General features: G+C 64.4%; 24 protein-coding genes, 2 tRNA genes and 1 pseudogene. 11 read left to right on the top strand and 16 right to left on the bottom strand.

All coding sequences use genetic code 11. The features are described from left to right. Positions 1 to 303: 303 nt before the first annotated feature. Positions 304 to 603 (bottom strand): H-NS histone family protein, encoded by a 300-nt coding sequence (locus tag ACV22V_RS28215; protein WP_448016149.1) that lies wholly within the window; start codon positions 601 to 603, stop codon positions 304 to 306. 71 nt (positions 604 to 674) lie between these two features. Here ACV22V_RS28215 and ACV22V_RS28220 point away from each other — a divergent pair. The 3 genes and pseudogenes from ACV22V_RS28220 to ACV22V_RS28230 all read left to right on the top strand — a co-directional run. Beyond that, positions 675 to 947: pseudogene (locus ACV22V_RS28220) on the top strand (hypothetical protein); the annotation flags it as partial. Continuing rightward, positions 944 to 1,189, top strand: coding sequence for a DUF4224 domain-containing protein (locus ACV22V_RS28225; protein WP_448016150.1), 246 nt, complete (start codon positions 944 to 946; stop codon positions 1,187 to 1,189). The pseudogene ACV22V_RS28220 and the gene ACV22V_RS28225, both read left to right, overlap by 4 nt. Further along, the gene (locus tag ACV22V_RS28230; RefSeq protein ID WP_448016151.1) at positions 1,186 to 2,307 is read left to right on the top strand and encodes a hypothetical protein; all 1,122 of its coding nucleotides are present in this window, start codon (positions 1,186 to 1,188) and stop codon (positions 2,305 to 2,307) included. The genes ACV22V_RS28225 and ACV22V_RS28230 overlap by 4 nt, the downstream gene beginning before the upstream one ends. A 42-nt stretch (positions 2,308 to 2,349) precedes the next feature. On the opposite strand, the gene ACV22V_RS28235 is transcribed toward ACV22V_RS28230, so the two are convergent. From ACV22V_RS28235 to ssuD, 11 genes are all read right to left on the bottom strand, one after another. Continuing rightward, positions 2,350 to 2,886, bottom strand: coding sequence for a hypothetical protein (locus tag ACV22V_RS28235; RefSeq protein WP_448016152.1), 537 nt, complete (start codon positions 2,884 to 2,886; stop codon positions 2,350 to 2,352). 7 nt (positions 2,887 to 2,893) lie between these two features. Continuing rightward, complete coding sequence (locus tag ACV22V_RS28240; protein WP_448016153.1) at positions 2,894 to 3,268, bottom strand: hypothetical protein; 375 nt, start codon at positions 3,266 to 3,268, stop codon at positions 2,894 to 2,896. A 37-nt stretch (positions 3,269 to 3,305) separates the two neighbouring features. Continuing rightward, positions 3,306 to 3,794 (bottom strand): hypothetical protein, encoded by a 489-nt coding sequence (locus ACV22V_RS28245; RefSeq protein ID WP_448016154.1) that lies wholly within the window; start codon positions 3,792 to 3,794, stop codon positions 3,306 to 3,308. Between the two features lie 254 nt (positions 3,795 to 4,048). Next, positions 4,049 to 4,124, bottom strand: a tRNA-His gene (locus ACV22V_RS28250). 59 nt (positions 4,125 to 4,183) lie between these two features. After that, positions 4,184 to 5,170: a tRNA dihydrouridine(20/20a) synthase DusA gene (dusA, locus tag ACV22V_RS28255; protein ID WP_059691775.1), complete on the bottom strand. Its 987-nt coding sequence runs from the start codon at positions 5,168 to 5,170 to the stop codon at positions 4,184 to 4,186. 126 nt (positions 5,171 to 5,296) lie between these two features. Next, positions 5,297 to 5,551: a hypothetical protein gene (locus ACV22V_RS28260; protein WP_059524526.1), complete on the bottom strand. Its 255-nt coding sequence runs from the start codon at positions 5,549 to 5,551 to the stop codon at positions 5,297 to 5,299. Positions 5,552 to 5,605: 54 nt separating this feature from the next. Further along, entirely contained in the window at positions 5,606 to 5,803 is a 198-nt protein-coding gene (locus ACV22V_RS28265; RefSeq protein WP_059467585.1) for a hypothetical protein, read from the bottom strand. Between the two features lie 140 nt (positions 5,804 to 5,943). Next, on the bottom strand, positions 5,944 to 6,159 hold the full coding sequence (locus ACV22V_RS28270) for a TOBE domain-containing protein (RefSeq protein ID WP_006400187.1): 216 nt from the start codon (positions 6,157 to 6,159) through the stop codon (positions 5,944 to 5,946). Between the two features lie 57 nt (positions 6,160 to 6,216). Next, positions 6,217 to 7,176 (bottom strand): ATP-binding cassette domain-containing protein, encoded by a 960-nt coding sequence (locus ACV22V_RS28275; protein ID WP_059524528.1) that lies wholly within the window; start codon positions 7,174 to 7,176, stop codon positions 6,217 to 6,219. Continuing rightward, a complete protein-coding gene (gene ssuC / locus ACV22V_RS28280) occupies positions 7,173 to 7,985 on the bottom strand; it encodes an aliphatic sulfonate ABC transporter permease SsuC (protein WP_059691777.1) in 813 nt (270 codons plus the stop codon). The genes ACV22V_RS28275 and ssuC overlap by 4 nt, the downstream gene beginning before the upstream one ends. 16 nt (positions 7,986 to 8,001) lie before the next feature. Further along, the gene (gene ssuD, locus ACV22V_RS28285; RefSeq protein ID WP_059818122.1) at positions 8,002 to 9,159 is read right to left on the bottom strand and encodes an FMNH2-dependent alkanesulfonate monooxygenase; all 1,158 of its coding nucleotides are present in this window, start codon (positions 9,157 to 9,159) and stop codon (positions 8,002 to 8,004) included. 341 nt (positions 9,160 to 9,500) lie between these two features. Here ssuD and ACV22V_RS28290 point away from each other — a divergent pair, with 341 nt between their 5' ends. After that, a complete protein-coding gene (locus ACV22V_RS28290) occupies positions 9,501 to 9,929 on the top strand; it encodes a hypothetical protein (RefSeq protein WP_059524561.1) in 429 nt (142 codons plus the stop codon). A 125-nt stretch (positions 9,930 to 10,054) separates the two neighbouring features. Here ACV22V_RS28290 and ACV22V_RS28295 read toward each other — a convergent pair whose 3' ends face one another. From ACV22V_RS28295 to ACV22V_RS28305, 3 genes are read right to left on the bottom strand one after another with little or no spacing between them, the layout of a single operon-like run. Next, complete coding sequence (locus tag ACV22V_RS28295) at positions 10,055 to 11,203, bottom strand: enoyl-CoA hydratase/isomerase family protein (RefSeq protein ID WP_448016156.1); 1,149 nt, start codon at positions 11,201 to 11,203, stop codon at positions 10,055 to 10,057. A 31-nt stretch (positions 11,204 to 11,234) separates the two neighbouring features. Next, a complete protein-coding gene (locus ACV22V_RS28300) occupies positions 11,235 to 11,573 on the bottom strand; it encodes a DMT family transporter (protein ID WP_034186989.1) in 339 nt (112 codons plus the stop codon). 3 nt (positions 11,574 to 11,576) lie between these two features. Further along, a complete protein-coding gene (locus ACV22V_RS28305) occupies positions 11,577 to 12,074 on the bottom strand; it encodes a heme-degrading domain-containing protein (protein WP_059524536.1) in 498 nt (165 codons plus the stop codon). Positions 12,075 to 12,289: 215 nt separating this feature from the next. Between ACV22V_RS28305 and ACV22V_RS28310 the strand changes: the two genes are divergently transcribed. The 7 genes from ACV22V_RS28310 (at position 12,290) to ACV22V_RS28340 (ending at position 17,653) form a co-directional block, all read left to right on the top strand. Further along, positions 12,290 to 12,366 (top strand) — tRNA-Met (locus ACV22V_RS28310). Between the two features lie 172 nt (positions 12,367 to 12,538). Then, positions 12,539 to 13,084, top strand: a complete 546-nt coding sequence (locus tag ACV22V_RS28315; RefSeq protein ID WP_059532907.1) for an NUDIX hydrolase — start codon at positions 12,539 to 12,541, stop codon at positions 13,082 to 13,084. A gap of 11 nt (positions 13,085 to 13,095) precedes the next feature. Next, a complete protein-coding gene (aat, locus tag ACV22V_RS28320) occupies positions 13,096 to 13,860 on the top strand; it encodes a leucyl/phenylalanyl-tRNA--protein transferase (protein ID WP_059532910.1) in 765 nt (254 codons plus the stop codon). A 33-nt stretch (positions 13,861 to 13,893) separates the two neighbouring features. Further along, positions 13,894 to 14,724: an arginyltransferase gene (locus ACV22V_RS28325; RefSeq protein ID WP_059532913.1), complete on the top strand. Its 831-nt coding sequence runs from the start codon at positions 13,894 to 13,896 to the stop codon at positions 14,722 to 14,724. A gap of 179 nt (positions 14,725 to 14,903) precedes the next feature. Then, positions 14,904 to 15,941 carry a quinone-dependent dihydroorotate dehydrogenase gene (locus ACV22V_RS28330; RefSeq protein ID WP_448016158.1) on the top strand — a complete coding sequence of 346 codons (1,038 nt, stop codon included), beginning with the start codon at positions 14,904 to 14,906 and terminating at the stop codon, positions 15,939 to 15,941. A 102-nt stretch (positions 15,942 to 16,043) separates the two neighbouring features. Then, positions 16,044 to 16,838 carry a cystine ABC transporter substrate-binding protein gene (locus ACV22V_RS28335; protein ID WP_448016159.1) on the top strand — a complete coding sequence of 265 codons (795 nt, stop codon included), beginning with the start codon at positions 16,044 to 16,046 and terminating at the stop codon, positions 16,836 to 16,838. 122 nt (positions 16,839 to 16,960) lie between these two features. Beyond that, on the top strand, positions 16,961 to 17,653 hold the full coding sequence (locus ACV22V_RS28340) for an amino acid ABC transporter permease (RefSeq protein WP_009695834.1): 693 nt from the start codon (positions 16,961 to 16,963) through the stop codon (positions 17,651 to 17,653). Positions 17,654 to 17,715: 62 nt separating this feature from the next. Here ACV22V_RS28340 and ACV22V_RS28345 read toward each other — a convergent pair whose 3' ends face one another. Then, a complete protein-coding gene (locus ACV22V_RS28345; RefSeq protein ID WP_448016160.1) occupies positions 17,716 to 18,702 on the bottom strand; it encodes a Gfo/Idh/MocA family protein in 987 nt (328 codons plus the stop codon). Positions 18,703 to 18,745: the final 43 nt, after the last annotated feature.

An 18,745-nucleotide genomic window follows, 5' to 3' on the forward strand; every position in this document is an offset into this window, starting at 1 on the left:
CCACTTTCACCTTGCGGGCTTCTATAAATGGTCGGGTGATGAGATTCGAACTAACAAATCCAGCCGACATGGTCGGGCGGCCGTACCAACTCGGGCCAATGCCCAGCCAACCAGGCAAGCCTCTCGAGTCATCTTCGGTCTGTAACTTGCACCCCGCCTCAAACGCAACTCGATCACGCGATGGCACAAAGCAAAAAGCCCGCTTGCTTTCGCTTGCGGGCTTCGCTTGGGCGCACCTCGCGCCCGACCTCGTCAATATAACGAAAAGCGAGCGAGTTTACAACCCCATATTGCCAATGAGATTTACCCTTCGATCAGGAAGCGATTCCGATTCTTGGCATCCTTGATCCAAGCCGGCGCGCGGCCGCGGCCCGACCAAGTCGTGCCAGTCTTCGGATCGCGGTACTTCGCCTCCACCGGCGCCTTCGTTTGCTTTGCTGAATTGCCACGACGCCCACCGAAGATGTCCTTCTCGGTAATACCGTACTCCGCGACCTTGGCACGGATGTCGTCAATAGTGGATTGGATCTCAGCCAGGCGCGCAGCCTCTGCTTTCTCGGCCAATGCCTCCGCTCGGGCTTTCAGTTCCTTGTACGTCGCCATGCATTCCTCCAATTGTTGTGTTGCGCACAGGATATCTGTCCTGAACTACGAATGCACGCCAGCCAGGGGCTAGCATCCATATGCCACGGCGAGCGTCGCGCATCACACTTGAGATCACCGGCGTGCGCGTCGAGCGCCTCCAGAGCATCAGCGAGTCGGATGCGCGCGCTGAAGGAGTCACGATCGAGGACCGGCACACAGTCGGATACTGCGCCGGCGAGCACCCGCCGCCGAGCATCCGCGCCTTCCATGACCTGTGGGACAGCCTGAACGCCGCGCGCGGGCACGGCTGGGACGCGAACCCGTGGATCTGGGTTGTCGAATTCAGGAGGATTGAAACGTGAGCCTCTACCTCTCAACGGTCGAGTTGGCCGAGCTCGTCGGCTGCCGGCCGCGCAGCCTGGCCTGCATGAAACGCTGGTTGGAGCGGAACCACTGGCCGTACGCGGTCAACATCGCGGGCGTCCCGCTCGTCGCCCGCGCCTACTACGAGTCCCGAATGAACGGAACCGCACTGCCCGCCCCCGCGCGCCGGCCCCGCGCCGCCGCATCAGATGAACCAAATTTCGCAGCCCTCACAGCATGATCGGACGCCGCAAGCGGCCGGACGGATTGCCGTTCCGGCTCTACGCAAACTACGGGAAGCACAAGGTTAGCTTCGGCTACAAGCTGCCGAACGGACGCTGGGCGTTCCGCCTCTCGGCACCTGCACGCCACAAGGATGCGATCGCCGAGATCCGCAAGCAAGCGATCGAGCGCGCGGAAGCGCTCAACGGCGACGCTGTCGAGCCTGGCACGTTCGAGGCGCTCGCCGATGCCTATTTCGACTGGCAAGAGGGTCTGCCACACACCGACGAACGCAGGAAGGCGCAGATCACCCTCGACGAAAACCGCAACGAGCTGAAACGCCTCGTCGCGGTCTTCGGCAAGATGTCGCCGTCCGCTATCAAGCCGAAGCACGTGTACGGGTACCTCGACAAGCGCGCGCAGATGGGAGCGCCGGCGAAGGCAAACAAGGAAGTCGCGCTCCTGTCCGCTATTCTGGAATTCGGCCGGCGTCGCGGGGAAGTCGAAACGAATCCATGCCGCGGCATCGAGTACAACCCGACGCGTCCCCGCCAGCGCTACGTGCGTCAGGACGAGATCGATCTCGCGGTGGAGGTCGCGAGGTCGCGCCGAAGCGTTGGTGACCAGCATCCGAGTTCCGCGTACCTCATCCTCGCCCTATGCGTGAAGGCAGCTTATCTGACTGTCAGCCGGCCGACCGAGATGCGCGAGTTGCACCGCCATAGTATCCGGCCCGACGGCGTCGAGGTGCCGATCGGAAAGCGAAAGGCCGGCGAGCAGCAGCGCGTGAAACTCGTGCGCTGGTCGCCAGAGCTGAAGGCCGTGATCGACGAAGCGCTCGCATTGCAGCGCACGACGAGCGTTCACGTCTTCGGTAATACGGCCGGCCAGGTGTATACGCGCAGCGGCTGGAATACAAACTGGTCCCGCCTGATGGGATACTGCGAAAAGGAGGCGCAGGCGCGCGGCGAACCGTTCGAACGGTTCGCGCTGCGCGATATGCGACCAGCGGCCGTGACCGATCGGCAGGAGGAAGGCGATGACCGGCTCATCGATGCGACGGGCCATGCCGACGAACGCATGGTGCGAAAAACATATGATCGGCGTAGACAAAGGAAGGTGCGCGCCACTCGATGAGCATAAAAATATTTCGAGAAAGTCGCATCTCCTTCCTTGGAATTACATGTTAGGGAGTGGGATATTCGGAGGCAGATTGTTTCGGGAAGCCGATTCAGCACGCGCCTGATTAAATGCCTCGCCCATAGGAAGATTCGAAGCCAGTACGAGTGGCATCGTGCATGCCCAATAACGGCATACCGCTAAGCTTTTAGTCAGCGCATCCTTTAGATCGCTGGGGGCAAAATGTGCGCCCGCACCGCGGTAGTTTGAGCGGAGCCGGATATTGTTTTGCTCCAAATCGAGTTCCATTAAATAGTCAATGAGGAAGCGATAATTCGCATAGTTGACCGCCTCCAACACGCGCGCACGTGTTGCACCGCCCAATTCTGCAATACCGGCATATATACGAACAAGCGCCTCATCTTCATGCGTGAACAAAACGCATGTCCATGTGGGATCCCGAAATCGCAGGACCACATTGTTCATTCCGGCCGGGAGTTCGGAAGGCCGAGACGGGGATATGATCAACCCCATATCACCTAAGACCTTACGCACCAATCCGACATTAGTGGAAATATCTTCCGAATTATTTTGCATAAGTAATTTACTGCCTAATCGAAGCGACGGCTCGATTGATTGCGTCGGCCTCACGCTGAACATTATTCACGGACTCGGGCGACAACACTGCAACGGCACCACCCGGATTCACGGGAGTCTGAGCATTGATGGTACCTAGTGAACGACTAACGGCCGAGGCATCTGGAGCGAAATTAAGAGAAGCAGTTTCCGCGAGCTTGGCTTTCAATTTCGCTAAAGCCAAATCAGCTTGTCGACCATTACGACTTGCAATAGTCGAAGCGATGGATTTCACGGATTTCACCGCAGACGCAGCAAACGCAGCGCCGAGGGCGACCAGCAATCCAATAATTGCCTTCGAAATAAAGGGAGCCGTCGATTCGAGAAGTTCCGGATTAATCATATTACCACCCTGAATTCAATTCTCTTCGCATATTAATTTACGGCTTCTGACCACTCGAAGCAATTGCGTTTACAGATCCACCAGATAGAGCCTGAGTAGATTTAATTGAATTGTTCAGTCGATAAGTCAACCATCGCGACAAAGCACCAATTAGAGCAGTGTAGATGAGGCATGCCATACTCGTATACGCGTCACTAGTAATGTACGATGGCAATTGCGCCTCATCGTAGTTAAAATGCAATGCAGCAACTTTGATAAAAAGATACGTCGTGAAAATAACAATCGCTGATACGAGGATCACGCCTTTAGCAAAGCCGAAAGCGTCCAATCCCCTCTCCCTCTCAGCTTTGTCAAGTTCGACGTAACTGTTAATGAGAATCAGTACGCCGATGCCGAGTAAGTCACCGCTGGAGAAAACTTTTTCGAAAAGGTGAATTTCGTTGCGCAGCACTGTCACCCCGCCCGGAAAGTACACGAGCACGACGAGCAGCAACGGCAGCACAACCTCGTATAGAAAATACTTCATCTGAATATCTCGGTCTGGTCCCTTCTTATTGTTGACTCTCTCGCGCAGTGCGTTCGCGGCGTCCATGCTACAGCAGGACTGTGCTTCACCGAAAGCCCCTTACAAATCAGATTCTCCGCGTATACGTAAGCCCCAAACGTCAAAAGGCCCGCTCAATGGCGGGCCTTTCTCGATCTATCTTCCAAATTTTGGAATCTCATCTTCCAAAACCTGTAACACGTCAGCTTGGTTTTGCTGCAAGTGCTTGAATTTTTTGGGGTGGCTGATGGGACTCGAACCCACGACAACAGGAATCACAATCCTGGACTCTACCAACTGAGCTACAGCCACCACTGATACTGCTTTGTTTCTTCGCTGTTTCGTTTCGTGTTCAGCAGCGAAGAACAAGATTATACGAAGACTTTTCCGTCTTGCAAAGCATTTTTTTCAAAATTTTCGAGAGCGTCGTTCAGATGCGTGCGCGCCTCGTCGAACACCGCCAGATCGCCGCGCGCGAGCTTCTTGTTGTCCGACAGCACGCGACGCCAGCCGCGTGCCCCCGCGACGCCGCGATACAGCCCGAGTGCGTGCCGGACGATCGCGCCGAGATACGTGCCGCGCTTCAGTTCCGCCGCACAGTATTCGATCAGTTTCGCCTCGGCCTCCTCGCGCGTCGGCATCGCCGCTGTCGACCCATAGAAGCGCGCATCGACGCCCGCGAGCACGTACGGGTTGTGATATGCCTCGCGGCCGAGCATCACGCCGTCCACATGTTCGAGATGCTGCGCGACTTCGTCGAGCGTCTTGATCCCGCCATTGATCACGATCTCCAGCGACGGGAAATCGCGCTTCAGCTGATACGCATAGTCGTACTTGAGCGGCGGAATCTCGCGGTTCTCCTTCGGAGACAGCCCCTTCAGGATCGCGTTGCGCGCGTGCACGACGAACGTCTCGCAGCCGGCCTCAGCCACCGTGCCGACGAAGTCCCGCACGAACGCATAGTCCTCGACCGCGTCGACCCCGATCCGATGCTTGACCGTGACCGGCACCGACACCACATCGCGCATCGCCTTCACGCAATCGGCAACGAGTTGCGGCTCGTTCATCAGGCACGCGCCGAACGCACCGCGCTGCACGCGCTCGGACGGACAGCCGCAATTCAGATTGATCTCGTCATAGCCCCACTGCTCGCCGAGTTTCGCGGCACGCGCGAGATCGTCCCGTTCGCTGCCGCCCAGCTGCAGCGCGACCGGCGATTCGTTCGGCGTGAACGCGAGATGCCGCTGGGCGTCGCCGAACAGCAGCGCGCCCGTCGTGATCATTTCCGTATACAGCCACGTGTCGCGCGTCAGCGTGCGATGGAACGACCGGCAATGACGGTCGGTCCAGTCGAGCATGGGCGCCACGGAAACGCGGCGGGGAGGAAGCGAGGACGAAGCGGACATGGAATTCGGGGCAGCAAGCGGCGCGGGAAACAACCCGAGATTTTACCGCAACGCGACCAGGCCGGCCCGGCAGCCTGACTAGACCGGCCCGCCCTCGCCCAGTTCGGCGTCGACGGCCCGCCGCGCCTCCTCGAGTACACGCTCGATCACGCGGCGTTCTGTCAGCAACATTCCGTCGACTTTCACGAGCCGCCAGTCAATCCGCACGGCCGCGCCCTGCAGCACGCGGTAGTGCGCATGCTCGCCGTCCCACACCTGCTCGGTCTTCACTTCGATCTCGTAGCCGCGGTACGGCTCGCTGAAATCGCCGAGATCGCTGCCTCTCGGTTCCATCGCTCGCTCCGTGGCGACGCACGCCGGGCCGCCTCGGCGGCCGGCGCCGTGCGCTCAATCGTATTCGTTGGACAAAACGGATTTGCCGTCGGCGGTCAGGTCGACGCGGTCGGCCGCCGCCTGATAGATCAGCCCTTCGTTCAGCAACGCATAGACGACGTCGTCGAACGCGGCGGGAACCGGCCGGGTGTCGCCGAACTGGTCGATCCACTTCAGCGCCTCGATGGCTTCGGGAGAAAGGATGGGGGTCATGCGTTGGCCTCCGGCGTCGGTGTCGTTCCATCCTAGCACTTCGTCCGGACGGCGAATACCGAGGCAAACACGCGACGAAAATGCCGGGCGCGACGGATGGCCGGATGGCCCGTCCGCGGCGCCCGGCATCGGAGACACGCTCAGAGGCGCGCGATCGACACTTCGGTGGATTTCACGAGCGCGACGACTTCCGCGCCCACCTTCAGTTCAAGTTCGTCGACCGAACGCGTCGTGATCACCGACGTGACGATGCCGAACGGCGTCTCGACGTCGACCTCGGAGACCACAGGCCCGCGAATGATCTCCTTCACCTTGCCTTTGAACTGGTTACGCACGTTGATTGCAGTGATGCTCATCGGGTTGATCGCTCCGAAGAAAAAAGTCTGAGAGCGGGCGGCCGGTGCCGCCCGGATTTAAACGGCCCAGCGAATCTGCCCGACCGGTCGTACGTGATCGACCTCATGTGCCGCGTCCTGCTCGGCGCCACCTTGCCCGCCGGCGAGCACGCGTTGCAGTACGCGATCTTCGAGCGCCGCGAACGCGGCCGACGCGCGTGCACGCGGCCGGTCGAGCGGCACCGGCTGATCGAGAGCGACGCGACCTTGCTCGATCAACAGGATCCGGTCGCCGAGGGCGACGGCTTCCTGCACGTCGTGCGTGACGAGCAGCGCGGTGAACCGGTGCTCGCGCCACAAACGCTCGATCAGCGCATGCATCTCGATACGGGTCAGCGCGTCGAGCGCACCGAGCGGCTCGTCGAGCAGCAGCAGTTGCGGTCGGTGCACGAGCGCCCGGGCGAGCGCGACACGCTGTCGCTGGCCGCCCGACAACTGCGCGGGCCAGTCGTTCGCGCGCTCGAGGAGCCCGACTTCGTCGAGCACCGCGCGCGCCCGATCGCGTGCCCCGCGCCCCAGGCCCAGCATCACGTTCTGCAGCACGGTCTTCCACGGCAGCAATCGCGCATCCTGGTACATGATTCGCGTGTCGAGCGTGCCGCCCCCCTCGCCGCGCGTCACGAGCGCACCGCTGCTCGGCGCCTCGAGTCCCGCGACGAGGCGCAGCAGCGTGGATTTCCCGCAGCCGCTGCGGCCGACGATCGCGACGAAGCTGCCGCGCGCGATGCCGAGTTCGACGTTGTCGAGCACGGTGCGCGCGCCGAAGCGCTTGCTGACGCCCGACAGCGTCACCGCGTCGTCCTGTATCGGGCCGCCCGTGCGCCGCCGGGCAAGCGGAACGACGGATGCGCCGCCGTCCCGATCGACGATCGCCGCATGACGTGCGTCGTCGTCCGTCACGCGTGCCTGCGCCAGTTCGGCCTCGAGGTCTGCGCCGGCGAGCGGGCCGTAGGCGGCCGCCGAAGTCGTCGCATTCATGCCTTTGCTCCAGATTGATAAGCGGGGTGCCAGCGCAGCGTCACGCGCTCGATCCATTTCGCCAGCACGTCGGCCAGCTTGCCGAGCACCGCATACAGCAGGATGCCGACCACCACCACATCGGTTTGCAGGAATTCGCGCGCGTTCATCGTCATGTAGCCGATGCCCGACTGCGCGGAGATCGTTTCCGCGACGATCAGCATCACCCACATCAGCCCGAGCGCGAAGCGCACGCCGACGAGAATCGACGGCAATGCGCCGGGCAGGATCACGTCGCGATACAGCGCGAAGCCGCGCACGCCGTAACTCTTCGCCATCTCGATCAGGTTCGCGTCGACCGAGCGGATCCCGTGATACGTGTTGATGTAGACCGGAAAGAACACGCCGAGCGCGACCAGAAACAGCTTCGCCTTCTCGTCGATGCCGAACCACAGGATCACGAGCGGAATCATCGCGAGCGCGGGAATGTTGCGGATCATCTGGATCGTCGAATCGAGCGCGACCTCCGCTGCTTTCGACAAGCCGGTCGCGAGCCCGAGCGCCAGGCCGACGCCGCCGCCGATCGCAAAGCCGAACAGCGCGCGCCAGGTACTGACCTTGACGTTCGCCCACATCTCGCCCGACGTCACGAGCGACCACGCGGCACGCACGACCGCCACCGGCTCGGGCAGCACGCGGGTCGACAGCCAACCGACGCGCGCGCCGACCTCCCATGCGGCCAGCAGCGCGAGCGGCACGAGCCACGGCGCGATGCCGCGCCAGGCGCGGGCGGCCACGGCCGCGCCGGTCGTCGACGTTTTCGTTGTCATCACACGCCTCCTTCGCTCAGCTCTGGCTCGCCTTCGGCAGGTAGTTGTTGCCGACGATCTCGCCGAACGGACCCGACAGCGGACCGGACGCCCGCGCCGCACCCTTGCCCTTGATCAGCGGGAACACGAGCTCGGCGAAACGGTACGACTCCTCGAGGTGCGGATAGCCGGACAGGATGAACGTCTCGATGCCGAGATCCGCGTATTCGCGCATGCGTTCCGCGACCTGCTCGGGGTTGCCGACGAGCGCGGTACCCGCGCCGCCGCGCACGAGACCGACACCGGCCCACAGGTTGGGATACACCTCGAGCGCCTCGCGGCCGCCGCGTTTGCCGCCGTGCAGCGCGGCCATCCGGCGCTGGCCTTCCGAATCCATGTTCGCGAATGCCTTCTGCGCACGCGCGATCGTCTCGTCGTCGAGGCGGCTGATCAGGCGCTCGGCATCGCGCCAGGCTTCGTCCTCGGTCTCGCGCACGATCACGTGCAGGCGGATGCCGAACTTGATCTTGCGGCCGCGCGCCTCGGCGCGGGCGCGAATGTCGGCGATCTTCTTCGCGACGGCCTCGGGCGGCTCGCCCCAGGTCAGATAGGTGTCGATGTGATCGGCTGCGATCGCGTGCGCGGCCGGCGACGATCCGCCGAACCACAACGGCGGATGCGGGCGCTGCACGGGCGGATACAGCGCCTTGCCGCCCTTCGATTGAAGGTGCTTGCCGATGTAGTCGAACCCGCCGTTGTCGTGCGATGCGGACAGCAGCCCGCGCCAGATGTTCAGGAAGTCGTCGGTGATTTCGTAGCGCGTGTCGTGGTCGGCGAACAGTCCGTCGCCTTCGAGCTCGGCGGCATCGCCACCGGTCACGACGTTGATCAGCAGACGCCCGCCCGACAGACGGTCGAACGTCGCGGCCATCCGTGCCGCAAGGCCGGGCGATGCGATGCCGGGACGCACGGCGACCAGGAACTTCAGGCGCTGCGTCGCCGGAATCAGGCTCGACGCGACGACCCACGCATCCTCGCAGGAACGGCCGGTCGGCAGCAGCACGCCTTCATAGCCGAGCGTGTCGGCCGCGACGGCGATCTGCTTGAAATAATCGTAATCCGCCGCGCGCGCGCCTTCGGCGGTGCCGAGGTAGCGGCTGTCGCCGTGCGTGGGAATAAACCAGAAAACATTCATCTGCTGCTCCTGCTTGACTGTTCTTGCCGGAATCTGGACAAAACGAGGCCCTGCTCGCGTCGCGAATGAGCGACGCATGCATGGTGTGCGTTCGAATCGGGATGGCTCGCCGGTCAGGCCGTGCCGCGGGCGAGTACGCGATTGCACGGCTGTTTCTGGGAAATCAGTCTATGGATCGCTGCAGGGCTTTGGAACGATTTTTTTGAGCTTAGGTTTTCCGCTTTCGTGATTAGCACGACGCTCCAGCGAATATCGCGTCGGCCGGGCCCTATAATGACGCACCTATCCGAATAACTTCGCGCGGACGGCCCCGGCCGGCCGCGCCTGCAATGCACTCATCGATGCAGAAAGTCATCCTGCCGTTCCTGTCCGGCTTCCTGGCCGCCCTCTTCTTTCGCGAAGCGACGCTCGCGCTCCTGCATACGGCCGACCTGATCGCCGCCGCCGGGTTTTCCACGCAACCGTTCGCGCCGCTCGGCATTCCTGAATTTGTTGCGAACGCATTGATCAGCGCGTGCTGCGCAATTCCGATGGCGTGGCTGCTGCGCGTGACGCCGGATCGCGAGGCGCCGTGGATCGGCGCGCTGGTGTTCGGCGGCATCGTGCTGACGGCCGCCCGCGTGTTCGCGATCGATCCGCTGCGCGGGATCTGGCCGTCGGGCAACATGATGCCGGTGCTCGCCGCCGGTTTCGCAGCGAACGCGGTCTGGGGCTTCGGCGCGCTCGTGTTCATGCGCGCGTTCATGTCGGACGACGCCGGCGACGAATAACGCACGTCTTGCCGCGAGGCCTCCGCCTCACTGCCCGCCGAGCCGGATCGGCATCCTCGAATGAAAAGGCCGCCCGCACACAATGCAGGCGGCCTTTTTGCTTTTCGCGTCGAAACCGCGGCGCGTCAGTCCTTCAGATTGCGCAGCGGATGCATGTCGGGCGTCCACGGGCTGTCGAACATCGCGAGCACGTCGGCGCGGTCGATATCGGCGATCGACTTGAAGCGCCAGGCCGGCTGATGGTCCTTGTCGACGATCAGCGCGCGCACGCCCTCGATCACGTCGCCGTGCGCGAACGTCGAACGCGTGAGGTCGAGGTCGCGCCGCAGGCAATCGGCCATCGTCGCCCCGCGCGCCCGTTCGACGACTTCGAGCGACACGGCCATCGACAGCGGCGACAGCTGGCTGCGCATCGCATGGGTCGCCTTCTCGACCCATCCGTCGACCGCGGCGCAATCCTGCTCGGCGTCGAGCGATGCGAGGATCGCGCCGATATCGGCTTGCGCGAAATGACGATCGATCCCGGCGCGCGCGTCGGCCAGTGCCGACGTGTCGGGCGTCGGCACGACCTTGTGCGACGCGGCCGCGTCGGCCACGCACGCGACGGCCTGCGCGCCGCTGTCGATGCGTGCGCTGCGCAGCGTATCGAGCAGTGCCGGCAGCGCGGCGTCGGGCAGGTACACGTCGGCGAGCTGTGCATACAGTGCGCCGGCCGCGTCGAGCGTCGCGCCGGTCACCGCGAGATAGCGGCCGATCGCACCCGGCGCGCGCGCGAGGAACCAGCTCATCCCGACATCGGGGAACAGGCCGATGCGCGTTTCGGGCATCGCCATCTTCGTCGAGTCGGTGACCACACGCAGGCCGCCCGTATGCCGTGCCGCCTGCGAAATGCCCATGCCGCCGCCCATCACGACACCGTGCATCAACGCGATGTACGGTTTCGGATAGGTGAAGATCGTATGGTTGAGCGTGTATTCCTCGATGAAGAACGTGTCGACCGCATCGCGGTCGCCGCGCTGCCACGCGTCGTGGAAGAAGCGCACGTCGCCGCCCGCACAGAACGCGCGAGGATGCGGGCTGTGCACGACGACGGCGACCACGTCGGCGTCGTCGCGCCATGCATCGAGCGCCTGCTGCATCAGCCGGATCATTCCCACCGACAGCGCATTCAGCGCCTTCGGCCGGTTCAGTTCGAGATAGCCGATGCGGTTCGCGACATACGCGCGAACGTCGGGCTGGGCGGATTCCGCGGAAGCGGAAATGGAATCGGTCATGTGAGCCATCCGGCGTATCGCAGGCGCACGCTCAGTGCGCCTGCATCTTCGAGAACAGGTTCAGCACCACGACGCCCGAGATGATCAGCCCGAGGCCGATCACGGCCGGCAGGTCCGGCACCTGGCGATAGAGCAGCATCGCGACGAGCGTGATCAGCACGATGCCGGCACCCGACCACACGGCATAGATGATGCCGACGGGCATCGTGCGCAACGTGAGGGACAGACAGTAGAACGCGATGCCGTAACCGGCCACGACGAGCGCCGACGGCCAGAAGCGCGTGAAGCCGTCCGCCGCGCGCAGCGCGGACGTGCCGACCACTTCCGCGACGATCGCGATCGCGAGCCATGCGTAACCCGGAAGCTGCATCGCTCAGCTCCTTGCAAGTGCCAGCACGGCATAGTTCTGCCCAAGCTCGGCGCACAGCGCTTCGACGACGAACTCGTGATCCGCGCGCTGCGGCAGGCCCGATGCGGTGATCGAGCCGATCACGCCGGCCCCCGCGACGGTCAGCGGAAACGCGCCGCCGTGCGGCGAATATTCCGAAATCGGCAGTCCGTGCTTGTCGGCGAGCGTGGCGCCGGCTTGCTGCATGCGCAGGCCGATCGCATACGAGCTGCGGCGGAAATGCGCGACGACGTTGCGCTTGCGGCGCACCCAATCGGCGTTGTCGGGCGTCGCACCGGCGAGCGCCGCATAGAACAGCGGCTGGCCGAACGTGACGATGTCGATCGCGATCGCATGGCCGCGCGACGTCGCGAGCGCATGCATCCGGTTGCCGAGCGCCCAGGCGCGAGCCGGGTCGAAATGGGGAAACACGAGCGCCTGTTCCTGCGCGCCGATCGATTGCAGATCGTGAGCGATGTCCATGAATCCGTCGATGCAGTAGTGAGTGTTGCAACGGCACCGACGCAATTCGCGCGCGACTCCGCTGCAGGAATGAACGACACAAGCAAACCGCTCGATTCTAGCTCACGCGCCTGCCGTACCGACCCTGCAAGCGCCCCGCCGGCGATTGCGACGCGATTGTCAGAAAGTGCTTGCAAGCATTCTGGTTAGTCCATATAATTCATTTCTTCGACGGACGCGGGGTGGAGCAGTCTGGCAGCTCGTCGGGCTCATAACCCGAAGGTCGTAGGTTCAAATCCTACCCCCGCAACCAACGTCCCGATTCATGCAAAAAGCCCGGCTCAACGTCGGGCTTTTTGTTTTTCGGCGCCCGATGCCGCGCATCGCACGTTGCGCTTCGCGCCGCACGCCGCGCGCATGCGCGCGCGTTCAAGAATGCCCCGCCCCGGTGATACACTCGCATCACCTCGTCCCTTCCACTCGACATGAAATTCTGCTCCGTCTGCGGTCACGAAGTCATCGCGCGCATTCCTCAGGGCGACAACCGTGAGCGCTTCGTCTGCGATCACTGCGGCACGATCCATTACCAGAATCCGCGTAACGTGGTCGGCACGGTGCCGGTCTGGGGCGATCAGGTGCTGCTGTGCCGCCGCGCGATCGAACCGCGCTACGGCTTCTGGACGCTGCCGGCGGGCTTCATGGAGATGGGCGAGACGACGGCCGAGGCCGCCGCGCGCGAAACGCTCGAGGAGGCCGGCGCACGCGTCGAGGTGCAGAACCTGTTCACGCTGCTGAACGTGCCGCACGTGCACCAGGTCCACCTGTTCTATCTGGCGCGGCTCACCGATCCGGCTTACGAGGCCGGCGAGGAAAGCCTCGAAGTCAAGCTGTTCGACGAAGCCGACATTCCGTGGGACGAAATCGCGTTCCCGACCGTCAGCCAGACGCTGCGCTTCTTTTTCGCCGATCGCGCCGCCGGCGACTACGGCGTCCATACCGGCGATATCTTCCGCTCGCTGCGCAACGGCTGAGCCCGCGCCCCATGGTCCCCTGGCTCGGCCCGGACGATCCGTTTCCGCCCATCGAACGCGCGCTCGGTCCGGCGACCGGCGCGCCGGGGCTGCTCGCCGCGAGCGCCGACCTGCTGCCGTCGCGCCTGATCGAGGCCTACCTGCGCGGCATCTTCCCGTGGTATTCGGACGGTCAACCCGTGCTGTGGTGGAGCCCCGACCCGCGGATGGTCCTCGTGCCAGCCGAATTCAAGGTGTCCCCGTCGCTGCGCAAGACACTCCGGCGCGTGCTGCGCGACCCCGCATGGGAAGTGCGCGTCGACCACGACTTTCCGGGTGTGATGCGCGCGTGCGCGCAGGCGCCGCGTCGCGGGCAGCGCGGCACCTGGATCACGGCCGAAATCATCGACGCGTATACCTCGCTCTATCGTTCCGGCAACGCGCACAGCATCGAGACGTGGCATGACGGGCGCCGCGTCGGCGGCCTCTACGGCGTCGCGTTCGGACGAATGTTTTTCGGCGAATCGATGTACGCGGATGCCACCGATGCGTCGAAGATCGCGCTGGCGACGCTCGTCGCCCATCTTCGCGAGCAGGGGCTGGAGATGATAGACTGCCAGCAGAATACGTCGCATCTAGCGTCGCTCGGCGGCCGCGAGATCGCACGCAAGGCCTTTGTCGCTCACGTGCGCCGCGCGGTAGCCGAACCGCCGATTCCGTGGCAGTTCGACAAGCGCGCGCTCGCCGCGCTGACGGGCCCTGCGGAACCGGCCGCCCCCTCCGGGATCGAGCGCTAGCGCGGCACTCCCTCCCTGCATCGAGAGCTGCCCATGACTCACCCGACTGAGCTGCCGCTTTCACCGCTTTCGGCGCTGCAATTCTATGCAACGGCGCCCTATCCGTGCAGCTATCTGGACGGCCGCGTCGCGCGCTCGCAAGTCGCGACGCCGAGCCACCTGATCAATTCCGACATCTATACCGAACTCGTGAAGGCCGGCTTCCGGCGCTCGGGCGTGTTCACCTATCGTCCATACTGCGACGGCTGCCGCGCCTGCGTGCCGGTGCGCGTGCCGGTCGGCGCGTTCACGCCGTCGCGCACGCAACGCCGGATGTGGAAGCGGCACCGCGCGCTCGTCGCGACGGTCTCGCCGCTGCACTACGACGAGGAGCACTACGCGCTCTACATGCGCTACCAGTCGGCGCGCCACGCCGGCGGCGGCATGGATCGCGACAGCCGCGACCAGTACGAGCAGTTCCTGCTGCAGAGCCGGATCAATTCGCGCCTCGTCGAATTCCGCGATCTCGACGCGCCGGGCGGCGAGCCCGGCAAGCTGCGCATGGTCAGCATGATCGACATCCTCGGCGACGGGCTGTCGTCGGTCTACACGTTCTTCGAGCCGGACGAGCAGCACACGAGCTACGGCACGTACAACATCCTGTGGCAGATCGAGCAGGCGAAGAGCCTCGGCCTGCCGTACGTGTATCTCGGCTACTGGATCCGCGAGAGCCCGAAGATGGCCTACAAGGCAAACTTCCATCCGCTGGAAGGGTTGCTCGACGGCCGCTGGAAAGTACTCGATCCGGATCGGGTCGACCTGCCGCCGGTCGACGCGGCACTCGCCCGCGCGCCTCTACCCGGCGGACATTCCGGGTCGGGCTGACGCGAACGTCACCGGCGCGGTTGCTCGCGAGCGGCGAGCGTCCGTCCCAGTCGTGAAGCGGCCGACGCGCGGCGCGGCAACCGTCGCCGCGGGCCGCTGCGAAGCGAAGCCCGCCCGTGCCGCGCAACTCCCGGTAAAATAGCGGGTTGTCATTCATTCCGGCTGTCCGCCCAATTCCCGTGTTCAGTTCCCTCTACCCGTTGGCCCGCGCATCCCTGTTCAAAATGGATGCGGAAGACGCTCACCACCTCACGCTGCGCGCGCTCGGCGCGGCCGGCCGCACGGGCCTCGCCTGCGCGCTGTCGTCCCGCGTGCCCGATGCGCCGCGCACCGTGATGGGGCTCACGTTCCGCAATCCGGTCGGCCTCGCCGCCGGCCTCGACAAGGACGGCGCGGCCATCGACGGCCTCGCGGCGCTCGGCTTCGGCTTCATCGAGGTCGGCACGGTCACGCCGCGCCCGCAGCCGGGCAACCCGCGCCCGCGGATGTTCCGTCTGCCGCAGGCGGAAGCGCTGATCAACCGGATGGGCTTCAACAACCACGGCGTCGACCAGTTCGTGAAGAACGTCCAGGCGGCCCGCTATCGCGGCATCCTCGGCCTGAACATCGGCAAGAATGCCGACACGCCGATCGAACGCGCGGCGGAAGACTATCTTTACTGCCTCGAGCGCGTGTATCCGTTCGCGAGCTACGTGACGATCAACATTTCGTCGCCGAACACGAAGAACCTGCGCCAATTGCAGGGCGCGGGCGAGCTCGATGCGCTGCTCGCCGCGCTGAAGGACAAGCAGCAGCGCCTCGCCGACCTGCACGGCAAGCTCGTGCCGCTCGCGCTGAAGATCGCGCCCGATCTCGACGACGAACAGGTCAAGGAAATCGCCGACACGCTGCTGCGCCACAAGATCGAAGCGGTCATCGCCACCAACACGACGCTGTCGCGCGCAGCCGTGCAGGGCCTGCCGCACGCCGACGAGGCCGGCGGCCTGTCCGGCCGCCCGGTGTTCGACGCATCGAACGAAGTGATCCGCAAGCTGCATGCCGAAGTCGGCAGCGCGGTGCCGATCATCGGCGTCGGCGGCATCTTCTCGGGCGAGGACGCACGCGCGAAGCTCGCGGCCGGCGCGTCGCTCGTCCAGCTGTACACGGGCTTCATCTATCGCGGCCCCGCGCTCGTCGCCGAATGCGTGAAGGCGATCGCACGCGATCGCGCCTCGTAATATAGCCATAAACAAACGATATTTAGCGGTCGATTGTATTTTTGCTATGATCGGCCTCACATTCAGAATCAAGCGCCCCGCTGGGGCAAGGAAGCCCACACGATGAAAATTTCGCTGCTGAAGAAGCTGCTGGTCGCCGGCCTGATCGGTACGTCGTTCGCTGCCGCCACCGCGCATGCGGCCGACCTCCTCGACCAGGTGAAGCAACGCGGCACGCTGCGCGTCGGCCTCGAAGGTACGTTCCCGCCGTTCAACTCGAAGAACCCGCAAGGCGAACTCGTCGGCTTCGACGTCGACATCGCGAAGGCCGTCGCCGCGAAGCTCGGCGTGAAGGCCGAGTTCGTCACGACCGAATGGAGCGGCATCATCGCGGGCCTGCAGGCCGGCAAGTTCGACGTGATCGCCAACCAGGTCGGCATCACCGACAAGCGCAAGGAAACGCTCGACTTCTCGCCCGCGTACACGTACTCGTCCGCGCAGCTGATCCAGCGCAAGGACGACGCGCGCGAGTTCAAGTCACTCGAGGACCTGAAGGGCAAGAAGCTCGGCGTCGCGCTCGGCACGAACTACATGGACATGGCGAAGTCGGTGCCCGGCGTCGACGTGAAGACGTACCCGGGCGCGCCCGAGTACCTGCGCGACCTCGCGGCCGGCCGTCTCGACGCGGCGCTGAACGACCGCCTGATGCTCGCGTACCTGACGAAGAACTCGCAGCTGCCGCTGCGCCCGGGCGCGAACGTCGGTTCGGCGAACCCGTCGGGCATCCCGTTCAAGAAGGGCAACCCGAAGTTCCAGAAGGCGATCGACGACGCGATGACGCAACTCGCAGCCGACGGCACGTTCACGAAGATCTCGGACAAGTGGTTCGGCATTGACGTGACGAAGCCGATCAAGTAAGCACGCCTCTGTTTCCCGCCTGACGGCGGGCCGGAAAGGGCGGCATCCGAAACGATGCCGCCCTTTGTTTTATCGGTCCGGTTTATGATTGCGCTTTCGCGCACGCATTCGCTTCGTATTCCATGTCGACAACGTCCCTGCTCGTCCAATCGCTGCCAGTGCTCGCCCAGGGTGCCGTGCTGACCGTCAAGTTCGCCGTGCTGTCGATGGTGTTCGGCCTGCTCGGCGCCGTCGTGCTCGCGATGATGGGCATCCGGCAAAGCGAGGCGCTCGAAGGCTTCGAACGCATCTGGGTCAACGCACTCGCGTGGCTCGCGCGCGCATACGTGAGCCTGATGCGCGGCACGCCGCTGCTCGTGCAGATCTTCGTCATCTATTACGGGCTGCCGAGCCTCGGCATCTCGCTCGATCCGACGCCCGCCGGCGTGATCGCGCTGTCCGCGAACGTCGCCGCCTACATGTCGGAAAGCATGCGCGGCGCGATCAACGGGATTGCCCGCGGCCAATGGCTGGCCGCATACAGCCTCGGGCTGTCGTGGGGGCAGACGCTGCGCTACGTGATCGGACCGCAGGCATTGCGCATCGCGGTGCCGAGCCTGTCGAACAGCCTGATCAGCCTGATCAAGGACACGTCGCTCGTGTCGGTGATCACCGTGACCGAACTGCTGCGCAGCGCGCAGGAAATGATCGCGGCGACCTACCAGCCGCTGCCGCTGTACCTGGCCGCCGCCGCTGTCTACTGGGTGCTGTGCCAGATCCTCGAATGGGTCCAGCGCTGGTACGAAAAGCGCCTGTCGCTGCCCGCGCGGCACTGAGCGCGGAATCTCCCGCCGGGCCGCGGTCGCGCGCCCGGCTCCCGCCTTCCCTTCCTTCCCGCCTATTCGCCCGAATAGCGCACGCCGAGTGCCGCACGTGCTGCGTCGGTCATCGCGATGATCCGGCGCGAGTGGTCGTGCGTCATGATCGGGCTCTCGCGTTCGCCCGCGCGCAACAAGTCGCAGAAATGCGCGGTCTCGTAGTTCAGGCCGCCGCCTTCGACCGGTGCATCGAGTTCGACCGTGCGCCCGTCCGCGTAGCGGATCGTCGCCCGCGCGGGGTTCCACCACTTCTCGTGAATCGTCACGTGCCCGCCTGCGGCGGCGATCAGCGCGTCACCGCGGCCCATCACGTCGAGCCCGCAAAAGAGCTGCGCGATGCCGCCGTTCGCGTGACGGCTGTTCAGGCTCGCGAACACGTCGACACCCGTCGCGCCGATACGGCCGAGCGTCTGCACGTCGACTGCGGCGCCGAGCCAGTCGACCGCGAGAAACGCTTCGTAGATCCCGATGTCGAGCAGCGCGCCGCCGGCGCGGTCGAGTCGATAGACGGAATGATCGTCCGGCACCGACGACGATGCGCAGCCCGCGCGCACGAGCCGGATTTCGCCGATCGGGTCGTCGTGCAGGTGCGCGCGCAACTGACGATACAGCGGAAAGAACGGCGGCTTCATCGCTTCCATGAAGAGCCGTCCGGCAGCGCGTGCCGCATCCAGCACGGCGTCGAGTTGCGTCGCGTTCAGCGTCGCGGGTTTTTCGCACAGCACGGCCTTGCCGGCGGCGAGCGCCGCTTGCGCGTAGTGCGCGTGACTGTCGTGGAGTGTCGCGATATAAATCGCGTCGATGTCGCTCGCGAGGAGCGCGTCGAGGCTGGCGGCAGGCGTGCCGCCGCAGCTGTCGCAGAAGGCGGTTGCCGCGTCGGCGCGGCGGGCCCATACGCCGGCGAGCGTGGCACCCGGCACGTGGGCGAGGCTTTGCGCGAATCGGCGTGCGATGCTGCCTGCGCCGACGATGCCGAAGCGCACCGGGCGGTTGTCGAGGTCGTTCATCCGGATCTTCCGTGTCGGTCGTATGACGGGGGCCGGCACGCTG

Source organism: Burkholderia sp. AW33-5, assembly GCF_053427615.1.

Excerpts from the sequence above, each read along its gene's own strand:
- ACV22V_RS28215 (WP_448016149.1), bottom strand. The coding sequence starts at position 603 with ATGGCGACGTACAAGGAACTGAAAGCCCGAGCGGAGGCATTGGCCGAG.
- ACV22V_RS28230 (WP_448016151.1), top strand. The coding sequence starts at position 1,186 with ATGATCGGACGCCGCAAGCGGCCGGACGGATTGCCGTTCCGGCTCTAC.
- ACV22V_RS28235 (WP_448016152.1), bottom strand. The coding sequence starts at position 2,886 with ATGCAAAATAATTCGGAAGATATTTCCACTAATGTCGGATTGGTGCGT.
- ACV22V_RS28240 (WP_448016153.1), bottom strand. The coding sequence starts at position 3,268 with ATGATTAATCCGGAACTTCTCGAATCGACGGCTCCCTTTATTTCGAAG.
- ACV22V_RS28245 (WP_448016154.1), bottom strand. The coding sequence starts at position 3,794 with ATGAAGTATTTTCTATACGAGGTTGTGCTGCCGTTGCTGCTCGTCGTG.
- dusA (WP_059691775.1), bottom strand. The coding sequence starts at position 5,170 with ATGCTCGACTGGACCGACCGTCATTGCCGGTCGTTCCATCGCACGCTG.
- ACV22V_RS28260 (WP_059524526.1), bottom strand. The coding sequence starts at position 5,551 with ATGGAACCGAGAGGCAGCGATCTCGGCGATTTCAGCGAGCCGTACCGC.
- ACV22V_RS28265 (WP_059467585.1), bottom strand. The coding sequence starts at position 5,803 with ATGACCCCCATCCTTTCTCCCGAAGCCATCGAGGCGCTGAAGTGGATC.
- ACV22V_RS28270 (WP_006400187.1), bottom strand. The coding sequence starts at position 6,159 with ATGAGCATCACTGCAATCAACGTGCGTAACCAGTTCAAAGGCAAGGTG.
- ACV22V_RS28275 (WP_059524528.1), bottom strand. The coding sequence starts at position 7,176 with ATGAATGCGACGACTTCGGCGGCCGCCTACGGCCCGCTCGCCGGCGCA.
- ssuC (WP_059691777.1), bottom strand. The coding sequence starts at position 7,985 with ATGACAACGAAAACGTCGACGACCGGCGCGGCCGTGGCCGCCCGCGCC.
- ssuD (WP_059818122.1), bottom strand. The coding sequence starts at position 9,159 with ATGAATGTTTTCTGGTTTATTCCCACGCACGGCGACAGCCGCTACCTC.
- ACV22V_RS28290 (WP_059524561.1), top strand. The coding sequence starts at position 9,501 with ATGCAGAAAGTCATCCTGCCGTTCCTGTCCGGCTTCCTGGCCGCCCTC.
- ACV22V_RS28295 (WP_448016156.1), bottom strand. The coding sequence starts at position 11,203 with ATGACCGATTCCATTTCCGCTTCCGCGGAATCCGCCCAGCCCGACGTT.
- ACV22V_RS28300 (WP_034186989.1), bottom strand. The coding sequence starts at position 11,573 with ATGCAGCTTCCGGGTTACGCATGGCTCGCGATCGCGATCGTCGCGGAA.
- ACV22V_RS28305 (WP_059524536.1), bottom strand. The coding sequence starts at position 12,074 with ATGGACATCGCTCACGATCTGCAATCGATCGGCGCGCAGGAACAGGCG.
- ACV22V_RS28315 (WP_059532907.1), top strand. The coding sequence starts at position 12,539 with ATGAAATTCTGCTCCGTCTGCGGTCACGAAGTCATCGCGCGCATTCCT.
- aat (WP_059532910.1), top strand. The coding sequence starts at position 13,096 with ATGGTCCCCTGGCTCGGCCCGGACGATCCGTTTCCGCCCATCGAACGC.
- ACV22V_RS28325 (WP_059532913.1), top strand. The coding sequence starts at position 13,894 with ATGACTCACCCGACTGAGCTGCCGCTTTCACCGCTTTCGGCGCTGCAA.
- ACV22V_RS28335 (WP_448016159.1), top strand. The coding sequence starts at position 16,044 with ATGAAAATTTCGCTGCTGAAGAAGCTGCTGGTCGCCGGCCTGATCGGT.
- ACV22V_RS28340 (WP_009695834.1), top strand. The coding sequence starts at position 16,961 with ATGTCGACAACGTCCCTGCTCGTCCAATCGCTGCCAGTGCTCGCCCAG.
- ACV22V_RS28345 (WP_448016160.1), bottom strand. The coding sequence starts at position 18,702 with ATGAACGACCTCGACAACCGCCCGGTGCGCTTCGGCATCGTCGGCGCA.